At 53.9% G+C, this 13,808-nt stretch carries 11 protein-coding genes; 6 read left to right on the top strand and 5 right to left on the bottom strand.

What is annotated here, in order from left to right; translation table 11 throughout:
• The first annotated feature begins 2 nt into the window (after positions 1–2).
• Positions 3–1,292, top strand: a complete 1,290-nt coding sequence (locus AC16KF_RS06585; protein ID WP_484036507.1) for a peptidylprolyl isomerase — start codon at positions 3–5, stop codon at positions 1,290–1,292.
• A 78-nt stretch (positions 1,293–1,370) separates the two neighbouring features.
• On the opposite strand, the gene AC16KF_RS06580 is transcribed toward AC16KF_RS06585, so the two are convergent.
• From AC16KF_RS06580 to rnc, 4 genes are all read right to left on the bottom strand, one after another.
• On the bottom strand, positions 1,371–1,541 hold the full coding sequence (locus tag AC16KF_RS06580) for a hypothetical protein (protein ID WP_484036506.1): 171 nt from the start codon (positions 1,539–1,541) through the stop codon (positions 1,371–1,373).
• The gene (locus tag AC16KF_RS06575) at positions 1,538–2,803 is read right to left on the bottom strand and encodes a hypothetical protein (protein ID WP_484036505.1); all 1,266 of its coding nucleotides are present in this window, start codon (positions 2,801–2,803) and stop codon (positions 1,538–1,540) included. Before AC16KF_RS06575 ends, AC16KF_RS06580 begins: the two co-directional genes overlap by 4 nt.
• Positions 2,804–2,848: 45 nt before the next feature.
• Positions 2,849–6,454 carry a chromosome segregation protein SMC gene (gene smc / locus AC16KF_RS06570; RefSeq protein ID WP_484036504.1) on the bottom strand — a complete coding sequence of 1,202 codons (3,606 nt, stop codon included), beginning with the start codon at positions 6,452–6,454 and terminating at the stop codon, positions 2,849–2,851.
• Positions 6,455–6,659: 205 nt separating this feature from the next.
• Positions 6,660–7,370 carry a ribonuclease III gene (gene rnc / locus AC16KF_RS06565; RefSeq protein ID WP_484036503.1) on the bottom strand — a complete coding sequence of 237 codons (711 nt, stop codon included), beginning with the start codon at positions 7,368–7,370 and terminating at the stop codon, positions 6,660–6,662.
• Positions 7,371–7,559: 189 nt separating this feature from the next.
• Between rnc and AC16KF_RS06560 the strand changes: the two genes are divergently transcribed.
• Positions 7,560–8,510, top strand: a complete 951-nt coding sequence (locus tag AC16KF_RS06560) for an aldo/keto reductase (RefSeq protein ID WP_484036502.1) — start codon at positions 7,560–7,562, stop codon at positions 8,508–8,510.
• Positions 8,511–8,558: 48 nt separating this feature from the next.
• Here the strand turns inward: AC16KF_RS06560 and AC16KF_RS06555 are convergent, their stop codons facing one another.
• Complete coding sequence (locus AC16KF_RS06555; RefSeq protein WP_484036501.1) at positions 8,559–8,939, bottom strand: hypothetical protein; 381 nt, start codon at positions 8,937–8,939, stop codon at positions 8,559–8,561.
• A gap of 280 nt (positions 8,940–9,219) precedes the next feature.
• Between AC16KF_RS06555 and AC16KF_RS06550 the strand changes: the two genes are divergently transcribed.
• The 4 genes from AC16KF_RS06550 (at position 9,220) to gatA (ending at position 13,760) form a co-directional block, all read left to right on the top strand.
• A complete protein-coding gene (locus AC16KF_RS06550) occupies positions 9,220–9,639 on the top strand; it encodes a DUF3592 domain-containing protein (RefSeq protein ID WP_484036500.1) in 420 nt (139 codons plus the stop codon).
• A 294-nt stretch (positions 9,640–9,933) separates the two neighbouring features.
• Positions 9,934–11,700: an aspartate--tRNA ligase gene (gene aspS, locus AC16KF_RS06545; RefSeq protein ID WP_484036499.1), complete on the top strand. Its 1,767-nt coding sequence runs from the start codon at positions 9,934–9,936 to the stop codon at positions 11,698–11,700.
• 69 nt (positions 11,701–11,769) lie between these two features.
• Positions 11,770–12,081: an Asp-tRNA(Asn)/Glu-tRNA(Gln) amidotransferase subunit GatC gene (gene gatC, locus AC16KF_RS06540; RefSeq protein ID WP_484036498.1), complete on the top strand. Its 312-nt coding sequence runs from the start codon at positions 11,770–11,772 to the stop codon at positions 12,079–12,081.
• A 215-nt stretch (positions 12,082–12,296) separates the two neighbouring features.
• Positions 12,297–13,760, top strand: coding sequence for an Asp-tRNA(Asn)/Glu-tRNA(Gln) amidotransferase subunit GatA (gene gatA, locus AC16KF_RS06535; protein WP_484036497.1), 1,464 nt, complete (start codon positions 12,297–12,299; stop codon positions 13,758–13,760).
• Positions 13,761–13,808: the final 48 nt, after the last annotated feature.

Raw genomic sequence — 13,808 nt, 5'->3', positions numbered from 1 at the left:
GTATGAGCAATCAAAGCCAACCACCGCGGGCTGTCACCAAGAAACACGTTGCCCGCCTCGAACGCGATCGCCAGCAAGCCCGACTGGCGCGTTGGATCGCCGTGGGCGGAATTGTGCTGGTAGCGGCGATCATCGGGTATGGTTATCTCAATCTGAATTACCTGCAATTGAACGACCCGGTCATGACGATCAACGGGCAGGAAGTCACCACGAAAGAATTTCAAGAGCGCGTGCAGGTGCAACGGCTGATCCTCTTGAACGAATATCAGAACCTGCAATTCCAGCAAAATTTTGGCTTGGATACCACCCAGCAAATGCAATCGGTTGCCTTCACCTTGCAGACCCCAACCCTGTTGGGTCAGCAAACGCTGGACAACTTGAAGACGGAGATTCTCGTGCGGCAGGAAGCCGAAAAGATGGGAATTGTGGTGACAAAAGAGGAAGTGGATGCCGCGATCCAGGCGGCGTATGGATTTTTCCCGAACGGGACCAAGACGCCCACAGTCACACCGACTGCGGTCGATTTCCCAACCCTCTCGTCCCAGCAGTTGACGTTATACCCCTCCACGTTCACTCCCTCGCCCGCGCCCACCTCCACCGTCACACCGACGGGAACGCCGGATCCTGCTATGACCGCGACTGCCACCTCCACCGCGGCGCCGGCTACCCCGACGTTTGTTCCGCTGCCCGCCACCGCCACCGCCACGCCCTACACTCTCGAAGGCTATAACTTGCAATACGCCACCGCGATAGCGAACTTCAAAGACAACAGCGGCTTCAGCGAAGAAACCTTGCTCGCCGTGTATGAATATGGCTTGATCCGCGACAAGGTATTTGAAAAAGTAACCGCCGATGTTCCGCGCGCGCAAGAACAAGTTTGGGCGCGACATATCCTTGTCGATACCCTCGCCGGAGTCAGCAACGCGCAAGCCTATTTCGACCTGGGTTATGATTTTGCCGAAGTTGCCCGCAAAGTATCGAAGGATACAGGCTCCGCAGTCAACGGCGGCGACCTGGGATGGTTCGGCAAAGGGATGATGGTGCCCGAGTTCGAAAACGCCGCCTTCAGCCAGGAGATCGGCGTGATCGGCGAGCCGGTCAAAAGCCAGTTCGGATATCATATTATTCAAGTGCTCGGTCGCGCCGAGATTCCGCTCAACGCGAGCCAATATCGTCAGGCGCAAGACACCGCCTTCACCGAATGGCTGGCAAAGATAGAAGAAGAATCCAAGATCGAGACCTTCGACTGGCAGGAGCGTGTTCCGCCCGCGCCAGCCGGGTTCGGTCAATAACCTTCTTGCTCAGAATCAAATCGCCCTGTTCAATACGAACAGGGCGATTTTTTTGATACATGACTCTCTACCGCATCCCTAACTAACGGTGTGCGTTACCTGCGCTGGGGCGGGGACGGCGAAGCCGTCCAGCCAGAAAAATGCTAAGGCGTGTGAAAATGCTTGAGATGTGCGTAGAATCCCCAGCGTCAGATGCATGCTTTGTTCGGCGGCTTTGTGCAAGGCATTATCCTTTTTTTGTAGTTTCAAGTTTTCCATTTTAATAAACTTAACCAACTCGACTTGCTCTCAGATATTTTTCCAGATTGTCCATTGATAAACATGTGGAAAATATCATTTGAAGTTTTTCTATTGACAACCCATACGGGAAGAAGAAGCAATTTATAGGTTTTATCAAAAACTAGTACATCATCTTGAAGCATATCAGACTCTAGCATAAATAAACTTCGGTGCACGGCTCTCTTAAAAGCAATATCTCGCATAATTTTATGAGACACGATAGCGGCGTCTTCAAGTGCAATTTGATAATTTTCGGCTTGCCAGCCAGCCAGTATCTCAGGGCGATATTCAAGGATTGATTTCAGGTCAAAAGGAAAAATTGAAGTAATCGAATCGTGTGGCACACTTCGAGCAGCATACACCAACAAATCGTCAATGTCGCATTCAAACCAACTTTTTTCGAGGGGCCACTCTCCTTTGAATATTACCCGCTCTTGTGGTGAGTATGTAACAGGCGGAACACGATACCCTAATGCGCAAAAAATTTGCACAGTTCCATCAAATGTCCAAAAAGGTAGATATATAGACGCAAGCGTAATCTCCTGTGCGTTGATGAGTTGCGAAAGTTTTCTTGTTTGAATGTCCCATTGCTTAGCGATAATTTCTAAAATGTCATTCCTGTGGTATTGAAAGGGCACAATCCCAGCGGGAGAAACAAGGTTAGGAGTGGGAGATTGTGTGGTTATCATGTCCGAATTGCAGAAGGGACACCTTATTGTCATTTGGCTAGAGGGATGAGATGTCTTTGCTCCACAGGCGCTACAAGTGGATTGCGACTCTATACATGCCCAATTTCCCGAATCGCTTTGGAGAACTTCGCTCAGGGAAGATTCAGCCTGTGACGCGCTTTCCAATGTCAAATACTCAATTTTGCCACAGTACTCGCACTGCATACCTAGAATATCAGGATCAAATCGTTGTTTACCGCCGCAATTTGAACACGTAAATATTACAAGATCAGAGTTTTTCTGGTTTGAAGTGGTTTCTGTTCGATTTAAACGGTCAAGCAGCACACGGGCGGCAAAGGTATCGGGGGCAACTTTTAATGCTTCTTGTAAATATTGCTGCTTTCGTGCAGTTGTTTCAGATACTGTTGCTAACCATAACCAAACACGTGGATTGGAAGGCTCTATTCTTGCAGCAAGGCTCAGTATCTTGAGTGCTTCTTTATATCGCCTCGTACGCGCTGCAATGATGCCTCGACCTAGTATTTCGTAGAAGTCATATATCATATTTCTTTGGTTGCTGATTATATTACCTTGCCGCCGAACTAACTTTTAACCTCGTTTCAACATATCTTCCGTTACCTGATCCAACCGCAGGCTGATCATCTGGCTTGCCGAATCGCGCCCCATCGTAATGCCATAGATCACATCTGCCGCCTGCACCGTGTTGCGGTTATGCGTGATGACGATGAACTGCGTTTCCTTGCTCAACTCCTGCAATAGATCGCGGAACCGCCCCACGTTCGCCTCATCCAGCATCGCGTCCACCTCATCCATGACACAGACCGGGGTAGGCGACACTTTGAGCAACGCAAACACCAGCGCCACCGCCGTCAAACTTCGCTCGCCGCCTGAGAGCAACGCCAGCCCCTGCTCGCGCCGACCAGGCAAACGCGCTTCGATCTCGATCCCTGTCTCAACCAAATTATCGGGGTCGGTCAACGCAAGCCGCGCCGACCCTCCGCCGAACAGACGAGTGAACATGGCGCGGAATTGTTTATCCACCAAATCGAACGTCTTCGCGAACGATTGTTTTGTCAACTCATCGAGTTCCGCCATCACCTGGCGCAAGTCCGTTTCGGCTTTGCGTAAATCCTCCAATTGAGTCTTCATGAACGAATACCGCTCAGACTCAGCGTCGAATTCCTGCTTCGCCTCCGGATTCACCGGACCCAACCGGCGCACGCGCGAACGATTCTGGGTTAACTGCCCCTCCAGGTCGGGAGTAATTTCTGTCACAACCGGCAATTCCTCCACCATACCATCCAGCGGTAACGGCACCGGATCCGAAACATCCTCGGCATACTCGAACATCACCAGACCGAAATCATCGGAGATTTTCTGGCGCAAATTATCGAGCGCTTCCTGCTTCCGCAGATGTTCCAATTGCGCTTGTCCCATCAACCGTTCAGCGGATGCCAGCGCCCTCTGCGCGTTCGCCTCGCCATCTTGCAATCGCGCTTCCTCTTGTTCAGCGGTTTCCAACACCTTCTCGGAAGGCTCAATCTTCACGCGCAATTCCCCGATCTGTATTTGTAATTCGCTTTCACGCTCGCGGAACAAGGTTTTTGAATGTTCCAACTCGCTCAACGAAGTTTCAACATCCGAAGCCCTTGCCGAAATTTCAGCGCGGCGGGCATCGAACCGCTCCACCTCGCTCGAGCGTTCCTCTTTCCTCGCCCGCGCATCTTCCAACGCGCGTTCCACAACCGCAACGCGCGTGCCCCAATACGCCGCCTTCGATTGAGTCTCTGCCAGGTCGGTCTCGGTCAATTGCGCGGCAAGCAATTTCACTTCCTCTTGCGCGCCCGCGGATTGCGCCTCGATATCTGATAACGTTTTCAAGAGAGTATTCTGTGCGGATGCCGCCTCGCCGGCGTCCGCTTCAAGTTGACTTTGTTGCCCCTTCTGCCATTCGAACTGACGACGCGCCGCTTCAGACTCCAACCCAGCCTGATTCTCCAGCGTCTGCGTTTCCTCCAACCTCAGGCGCCACTCGCGCGCCTCGCCCTCGGCTTGACTCATCACCCGCGCGGCATCCTCCATTTGCGCGGAAAGCGAATCGACCTCGCCGTTCAACGACTCGATCTGCGCGCTCAACGCGGCGAGGGCTTCGGTCAACTCTCGCTTTTGGCGAGGCCGCCGTAGGGCGGAGGAAGAAGCGGTCTTCCCGGCAATAATCACCCCATCACCGCGGAAAACTTCCCCTTGTAGTGTCACCACGCGCGCGTGAGTCGGCAAATCGCGGACCATGCGTCGCGCCGACGAGCGGTCGCGCGCGATCAACGTATGACCAAGCATCACCCGCGCCGCCGCCTGCAACTCCTCGCTGACGTTGACAAGCTCAGAAGCGACGCCGATGCAATCGTCATCGCCGGGCTTCGATAGTATCTCGCGCGCAAGATGTTCGACGGGCAGAAGCACGGCTCGTCCTGCTTCGTCTGCTTCGAGCAGTTGCAGGGCGTCTTCGATCTCGTCGGCGTCCAGCAAAATGGCGTCGAGGGTATCGCCGAGCGCGGCGGAGATCGCGGTTTCGAGGTGCGCGGGCACATCGAGCAACGCGCTCAACGCGCCGCGCGCGCGTTTGAGTTTGAACTGCCGCGCCGCATCGAGCAAAAAGCGCGCGCCTTCGGCATAGCCCGCCAGCGATTGTTCGGCTTGTTCCAACACTTCCATCTGCGTTTTGACGCGCGTATGCTCGGCGAGAGTCCCCGCGCGTTCCTCATTCTTCGCGCGCCGCGCGCCTTCCAACGAATCCACTTTTAACTTACCGCGTTCCACCTTCTCTTGCGCTTCCTTCAACACCGCTTCGGCTTCTTCCCGGTTTTTCCGCGCTTCGGCAAATGTATCGCCAGCTGTCTTGGCATCCGTTTCAGCGGATAGCATGCTCCTGCCTGTTTCCTCCAGCCGCGTTTGCAATGCGTCGACCCGCAGGGTTAATTCATCGAACCGGGCTTGTGATTCAGCGCGCTGGGTTGTCCATTTTTCAATTTGAGCGCGGGCAGATTGGATCTTTTCCTCAAGCGCGGCGCGATCCAGTTGGCGGGTTTGTAATTTTTGTTGCGCGTCTCCGAGTTGTTGTTGCGCCTCGTTGTATTCGGCTTGTAAACGCTCGAACTCGCGCCCGGTTTCTTCGATACGCGCGCGCGCGATCTTTTCTTCATCGCCGGCGCGTTCTTGTTCGGTGAGCATGGAGGTTTGCGACGCGAGCAAGGACCGCCTGCGTTCTTCAAGCACGGCAAGTTCGCGGCTTGCTTCCTCGCGCTGGCTGTGCAATTCAGAGGAGGCGCGATGCCACGTGTTCAACTCCGCCCGCAGACCGACGAACTTTTCACGGAATGCGTTGTACTCATCTTGCGCCTGCTGATGAGCCTCCCGCGCTTCCGTCACGCGCGCCTCCTGCCCTTTAACGGTTTCTTTTGCGGTGGTCAATTCTTGTTGGGCGCGGTGCCAATGATACCCATACCATTCGCGCAAAATAATTTTCAAGTCGGCTTGCGCGCGTGAAAATTCGATGGCGCGTTTTGCCTGTCGTTCAAGGCTCCGCAAGCGCGGCTCCAATTCAGACATGATGTCGAGGACGCGTTCGAGATTGCGTTCCGTATTGTCGAGTCGTTTCAGGGCGTCTTCGCGGCGGACGCGGTACAAGCCCACCCCGGCGGCTTCCTCGAACAAGCGGCGGCGCTCATCGGCTTTCAACGCCAGCGACGCGTCCACGAGTCCCTGCCCTAGAATCGTATACGTCCGCTCCGATAACCCGGAAGCGGCGAGGATTTCATTCAAATCGCGCAGGCGCACTTGTTGATTATTTAATAGGTAATCGTTGTGACCGTCGCGGTAGGCGCGCCGGGTCATGCCGACTTCGGTGAAGTCGAGCGGAAGCCAGTTGGCGGTATTGTCGAATAAGATGTGGGCAGACGCCATGCCGGCGCGGGCGCGGTGTTCCGAACCGTTGAAGATCATATCTTCGGTCTTTTTGCCGCGCAACAACGCGTACGATTGTTCGCCCAATACCCAGCGGAGCGCGTCGGCGATGTTCGATTTGCCCGAGCCGTTCGGTCCGACGATGGCGGTGATCCCGCTCGCGAATTCGAAGGTGGTCTTCGATGCGAATGTTTTGTATCCTTGCAGTTCGAGTGATTTGAGTCTTAGAGGCATTTTGATTTACGATTTTAGATTTACGATTTCAGATTGATGGTCGAGTAGCCCGAATGTTTTTGGAGGGCGTACCGAGACCAGATTTACGATTTACGATTGACGATTGATTGTCTTGCCCATTTGCCCATTTGCTCATTTGCCTATTTGCTCATTTGCTCATTTGCTCATTTGCCTATTTGCTTTTTTGCTGATTTGAACTTTTACATCACTCGATCTCAAGATTTTTCAAGGCATCTTGCGCGGCGGCGTGTTCGGCAGTGTGTTTGCTGGTGCCGTTCCCTCGCCCGGCAACTTGTCCGCCGACCTCAACGTCCACTTCGAATTCCTTGGCATGGTCGGGTCCGCTAGTCGAAATTGTCCGGTACCGAGGCGGGTGTAGTTTCTGCGCCTGCGCCCACTCCTGTAACAAACTTTTTGCGTCGTGGATTTTTGACAAGACCGATTCCCGCACATCTTCCAGCAGGGGATTGACGAACGCCTCCACCGCCCCCAAGCCTGAATCCAGGTAGACGGCGCCGACCACCGCCTCGAACAACGACCCGAGCAAGGCGTCGCGCGAGTGACCGCCGGAGAGGAACTCGCCGCGTCCCAGCCGAAGCGCCGGACCAAGGTTCAGCGTCCGCGCGAATTTCGCCAACTGGTCATTGCGCACAATGGCAGAACGGATTTTAGTCAACTCGCCTTCTGGCATTTCCGGGAAGCGATGATACACCCATGCCCCAACGATAAAGTCGAGCACGGCATCGCCGAGAAATTCCAGCCGTTCGTTATCCGCCGACGAATTTTGATTCTCGTTGACATACGAACGGTGGGTGAGGGCGCGCGTCAGCAGGGATAAATTTGAAAAGGGCAGACCCAGCCTCAGGCTGAGGTCCGAAGCGGATTCAAAATCCCGCGATTCGGGTTTTGAGGTCACAGTCATCTCCCTGGAACTCAGGGGGAGCAAACCTCCTCTCCCGGTGGGAGAGGAACGAGGCGAGGAATTTGCGCTCCGTCAGTTCCAATGTTGGATTGGCGGGCTGAATTTTATCCCGGATTGTTCGGGCTGGCTATGAGACCGTCATATTTTAAGATACAATGCCGCAGTTCCCATGGAGAAAACGCCTTGACCAACGTTAGCGAAGATACCAGGTTTTTACACGCGATTGAGATGGGGTTGGGCGCCATGCAATGGGGCGATCGCGCGGTTTGGCAATATGGGCATGGCTATGGTGTTGAGGATGTGCGGCAGGCTTTCGAGATGGCGATCGAAGAGGGCATCCGCTTTGTAGATACGGCAGAGTTATATGGTAACGGGCTTTCGGAGAGGTTGCTTGGGCGTTTTATCAAAGAGACCGCCCAGCCCGTCTTGATCGCTACAAAATTTTTCCCCTGGCCCTGGCGGTTTACAAAAGGCGCGCTCCCGCGCGCGTTGAAAGGTAGCCTCGCCCGTCTTGGCGTCGACAGCGTGGACTTGTACCAGATCCATTGGCCCAGCCTGACGATGAGCACCGATCTTTTGATGGATGGCTTGGCGGAGTGCGTGAAAAGCGGAATGACCCGCGCGGTCGGCGCGTCAAATTTTGGTCATGCCCGTATGGTGGCGGCGTATTCCGCATTGGCGCGAAACGGCATTCAACTGGCTTCGAATCAAGTGCACTACAGCCTGCTGAACCGCACGATAGAAAAGCGCGGAGTGTTGGCGCGTTGTAAAGAACTGGGTATCCGCCTGATCGCCTACTGTCCGCTTGAGCGCGGTTTATTGGCTGGGAAATATAACGCGGAGAATATGCCGAGCGGTTCTCGCGCGCGGAAGTACAAAGAACTCATCCCCAAAATCCAACCGTTATTGAAATTGATGACGGAAATCGGGCAAGATCACGGGGGCAAATCCTGCGCTCAAGTGGCATTGAACTGGGTGATCTGCAAAGGAGCCCTGCCCATCCCCGGCGCGAAAAACTCCGCGCAAGCCCGGCAGAACGCCGGCGCCCTCGGGTGGCGATTGACCGAAGAGCAAGTTGCCCGCCTCGATTTTGCCAGCCATGCCATCATGGAACCAACAATGACCGCGCATTAATGCGCGGTCATTGTTTTTAATTCGTGTTACACGTTTGCGAACGGTTTGTTATTTCATGCGGGGTTGCAGGAACAGCACGAACACGTAACCAAGTCCGAAGGCGAACTCGACTACGACCACGACCCAGCCGAAATTGCGGATGATGCCATCGGCGGCGACGCCAATGATGGTGACGATCAATGCGAGCACGGTAGCGCCGAGCATGGCAAAACCGAGATTGCGTTGCACGCCTTCATCCGAAGCGTCCTTGGCGAACCAGAGCGCCAAGCCGAGCGCGATCAATGCGGCGCCGAGGAACCGCGCCATGTGCAATTCGGGGACGCGGGTCTCCGTTCCGAACTGGGTCAGGGTTGCCTCAGGCACGAACATCAACCCAGCGCCCAACACAGCCACCACGAGCGCGTTCAAAATAAACAAAATTTTTCCCATATTTCTCTCCTTTGGTATGTAGAATGTTATGCGAACAAAATTACTATACAACACCTTGCACCCAATGGGAAGAAAAATCAAGGCAATTCACCTTACATCATCCTTACACATTGGGCTTGCCCTATTGGGGTTTCTGCCAACCTGACCGCTTCGCGTCTTTCTCCTCGTAGGCCTGGCTTGCCATTCGGAAGCGTTGCCGCGCCTGTAGTACCATCGGCGAGCCAGTTTCCCAAGGTGTACAGTACAATGAGGCTCATCAAACGGTCCTCAAAGGAACAGCATGGTTGAAATCATATCAATCTTTTCATTCGTAATCGGTATCGGCGGCGCGATCTGCGCCACTGTGTTGCCTATCGTGATCCTGGTTGCGGTTGGATACTTTATCTATCGCCGCAGCAAAATGCGAGATACGGCGAAGCAAGCCGCGCAAGATTGGTCCAGCACGATGGGGGTGGTGATCACCTCCACAGTTCAAGTGAAACGCAGTTATAAAAGCCGCTCTGAGATTCCCGTTGTGGTCTATCAATATCAAGTGGACGGAAAGCCGTACACGGGACAAGTGGTCAAAGCGGGCGAACAATTCTTTAGCGTCCGCATCTATGGTGACGCGCAAAAAACGGTTGCCCGCTATCCCGTCGGCGCGCAGGTGATGGTGTATTACAACCCGGCGAATCCCGCCGAATCTGCGTTGGAACGTTAAGTCTGTGCTATAATGCCGCCATTATGAAATATCCGTTTTACTTCGCCAATGACAACGATAATAATGACAATGACGATCTGCTGTATCGTTGGGCGAAGCCTTGCTAGTTGACGGATTGAAAAAGTCGAACTCATCGCCCAACGCAATTGCGAAGGGCGATTTTTTATGTAAACCAAGACCTGACAGGTTTCATTGAGAACTAAGCCCGTCAGAACAATTGCGAATTGGAATGTATTCGATTGATCGAACGTTCGTGAAAACCTGTCAGGTCTTACAATTTCTTGGAGGCGCACTATGTACAGAACTCATACTTGTGGAGAATTAAGAGCCAGCCACGCGGGTCAAACCGTGACGTTGGCGGGCTGGGTGAATCGCCGCCGCGACCATGGCGGGGTGGCATTCTTTGACTTGCGCGACCGCGCTGGCATTATTCAAGTGACCATTAACCCCGATTTGCCAAAAGAAATGCTGGAGCAAGTTGCCAACGTGCGCAACGAGTGGGTGTTGCAGATCGAGGGCGTGGCGCAGAAACGCCCCGAGGGAATGGCAAACCCGAAAATGGAAACGGGTGAGGTGGAGGTCATCGCCAAGAACGTGACCGTGCTGAATCCGTCGAAGACGCCGCCATTCATGGTCAACACCGATAACGACCTGCCCGATGAGAACATGCGCCTCAAGTATCGTTATGTGGACCTGCGCCGCGAGCGATTGACTCGAAATATCGTGTTGCGTCACAAGGTCATCAAGTTCATGCGCGACTATCTCGATGAACAAGGCTTCATCGAAGTTGAAACGCCGATCATGTTCAAAGCGACTCCCGAAGGCGCGCGCGACTATCTCGTGCCGTCTCGTATCTACCCTGGGCAGTTCTATGCTTTGCCTCAGTCGCCGCAACAGTTGAAGCAGTTGCTCATGGTCGCAGGCATGGATAAATATTTCCAGATCGCGCGCTGTTTCCGCGATGAAGACCTGCGCGGCGACCGTCAGCCTGAGTTCACGCAACTCGATCTTGAGATGTCCTATGTTCACCGTGACGATGTGTTGAATCTCGTTGAGGGTTTGTTCACGGCGATGCTCCCCGAAGTTGCGCCGCACAAGAAGTTATATTCCTCGCCGTGGCCCAAGTTTTCATACAAAGAAGTTCTCGAACGCTTCGGCACCGACAAACCCGATCTGCGTTTCGGCATGGAACTGGTTGACGTGAGCGAGGTCTTCGCGAAGAGCGAGTTCAAAGTCTTCCAGTCTGCGTTGAGCGCGGGAGGCGTGGTCAAGTGTATCATCGCGCCGAAGTCGGCTGAGATGTCGCGCAAGGAAGTGGACGCGTTGACCGAGTCGGCGAAGGGGCTGGGGGCGAAGGGACTGGCGACGCTGGCGATCCAAGCCGAAGGTCCGAAGGGAACCGCCGCGAAGTTTGTCACAGAGGCAGAGGTGGAAGAGGTCAAATCCAAAACGGGCGCGAAGGACGGCGATCTTATCCTGTTTGCGGCAGACGCGCGCGCGGTCGTCAACAAAGTGTTGGGCGGGTTGCGAATCATTTTGCGCGATAAACTCGATCTTGCCGATACATCCATGATGGCGTTCGCGTGGGTGGTGGACTTCCCGTTCTTTGCGTGGAATGAGGAAGAAAAGAAATGGGAGTCGGAGCATCATCCGTTCACGATGCCGAAGTTGGAAGATCTGCCCAAGTTCGACACCAACCCTGGCGAAGTGTATTCGGACGCGTATGATATGGTGTGCAACGGCTACGAGACCGCGTCGGGTTCGATCCGTATTCATCGCCGAGATATTCAGATGAAGATGTTCCAGATGCTTGGCTTGAGCGACGAGGAAATTCAGACGAAGTTCGGTCACATGCTGGAGGCGTTCGAGTATGGCGCGCCTCCGCATGGAGGGATGGCTCCAGGCGTTGATCGACTCGTGATGTTACTGGCTGACGAGCCGAACATCCGCGAAGTGATCGCGTTCCCAAAGAATCAAGCGGGGCGCGATGTGATGGCGGACGCGCCGTCGGAAGTTGAGCCGAAGCAGTTGAAAGAATTGCATGTTCAGATCAGGGAATAGAGATTGGAGACTGGAGATTAGAGATTGGTAGCGATGCGGAGAATTAGAGAATTGGAGAATTGATCGGCGATGAACGAGAAGCAACAGATTCAGGTAGATGAAAAGTTAGTGCGAGACATCGCGTCTTTGGCGCGGTTGGATTTGAACGAGGACGAGACGAAGATGTTCGTTTCTCAGTTCAAGGATATTCTCGATTACGTCGGTGTTTTGAATGAAGTGGACACGGAGAATGTCGCGCCTGCGTATTTGTCGTCGGCGAATCAAAGCGTGATGCGCGAGGATGAGGTCGAAGAGTCTGTGCCGACGGAGGAGTTTCTCGCCAATGCTCCGCAGTCGAAAGATGAGTATGTGGTTATTCCGCGCGCGCATGTGGAGCAGTAACAAGTAATTGGTAAGTAGTAATTGGTAATTTTTGTTGCGGAGTTTTGCGTTGGTAACGAACCGTCCACGAATAAAACCACGAATTCACGAATAGAGGCGCGTCAATTCGTTTACATGTGCCCGTCAGGGTATTCGTGAACATTCGTGGATGGTTGTCACTCCGCGAAGAAGGTCTTTGATGAAGCGCAATCTTGTATAACTCGATTTGAAAATTTATGGATTTACACGAATTAACCATCCACGAAACACACGAACTACTTTCCAGTCGAAAGATTTCTTCGGCGGAGTTGACGCGCGCGTATCTTGAACGCATTCAACGACTCGACCCGCAGATCAAATCGTACGTCACGGTTTCTGAAGATGTGGCGTTGGAGCAAGCCAAAAAAGCGGACGAACGCATCAAGTCAGGCGAAGGTTTGACCCCGCTGACGGGAATTCCCTACGCGGCAAAGGATTCGCTTTCGACACGCGGCGTGAACACGACTTGCTCATCAAAAATCCTTGAGAACTATAAACCGTTTTACGACTCGACCGCGATCAAGAAATTACATGCGGCTGGCTCTGTCCTCCTTGGCAAAAACAACATGGATGAGTTCGGAATGGGGTCGTCCACCGAAAACTCTGGCTTCTTCACCACCCGCAACCCGTGGAATTTCGATCACGTCCCTGGCGGTTCGAGCGGAGGGTCAGCGGCGGCGGTCGCGGCGGGACTGGCTCCGTTTGCGCTCGGCGAAGACACGGGCGGATCGGTGCGCATGCCCGCGTCGTTTTGTGGCGTGACGGGACTCAAAACCACCTACGGAAGAGTTTCGCGCTACGGATTGATTCCGCTGGTGTCGTCGTTTGATACGATCGGTCCGATGGCGAGGAGCGCGTATGATGTGGCGCTTGTCCTTGAAGCGATTGCGGGACATGATCCCAAAGACAGCACGTCGCGCGTTGAGTCTGTTCAAAGTTATTCGGCGAGTTTGAAGAACGCGGAAAATTTACGCGGACTTCGCATCGGCATTCCCAAAGAATATTTCGTTGAAGGGCTGGATAAAGAAGTAGACGCTTCCGTTCGAGCCGCGATCAAGCAAATCGAATCGCTTGGCGCGGAAGTCCTTGAAGTGTCGCTTCCGCACACGCAGTATGCGATCCCTGTCTATTATTTGATTCTGTTTGCCGAAGCCAGTTCCAACCTCGCAAAATACGATGGCGTGCGGTTTGGACTGTCGGAGCGCGAGTCTGGCGATTTGATGGATGTCTACTTGAAGACGCGCGAGGCAGGCTTCGGCGCGGAGACCAAACGCCGCATCATGCTTGGCACGTTCGCGCTTTCGGCTGGATATTACGATGCCCACTATTTAAAAGCACAGAAAGTCCGCGCGTTGATTCGGCAGGACTTTCAGAAAGCGTTCGAGACCTGCGACGCGCTCATCACACCTGTCGCGCCGACGACTGCGTTTCGTATCGGCGAGAAGATCAGCAACCCGCTCGATATGTATTTGTCGGATGTGTTCGTGGTCGCTGTCAATCTCGCAGGGATTCCCGCGCTGTCTGTCCCATGCGGCTTTTCGAACGGACTGCCCATCGGGATGCAAGTCATGGGTCCGCATTTGTCGGAGGAGACTCTGCTTCACATTGGACATTTGTATCAATCGCAGACGGATTGGCACACGAAACAGCCCTCACTCTAGCATGTCATGCTGAGCGAAGCGAAGCATCTCTGTCACAACACACGAGAC

Source organism: Candidatus Defluviilinea gracilis, assembly GCF_057138825.1.
Note: the sequence above shows the minus strand (reverse complement) of the source record. Positions and strands in the feature narration are given on the sequence as shown.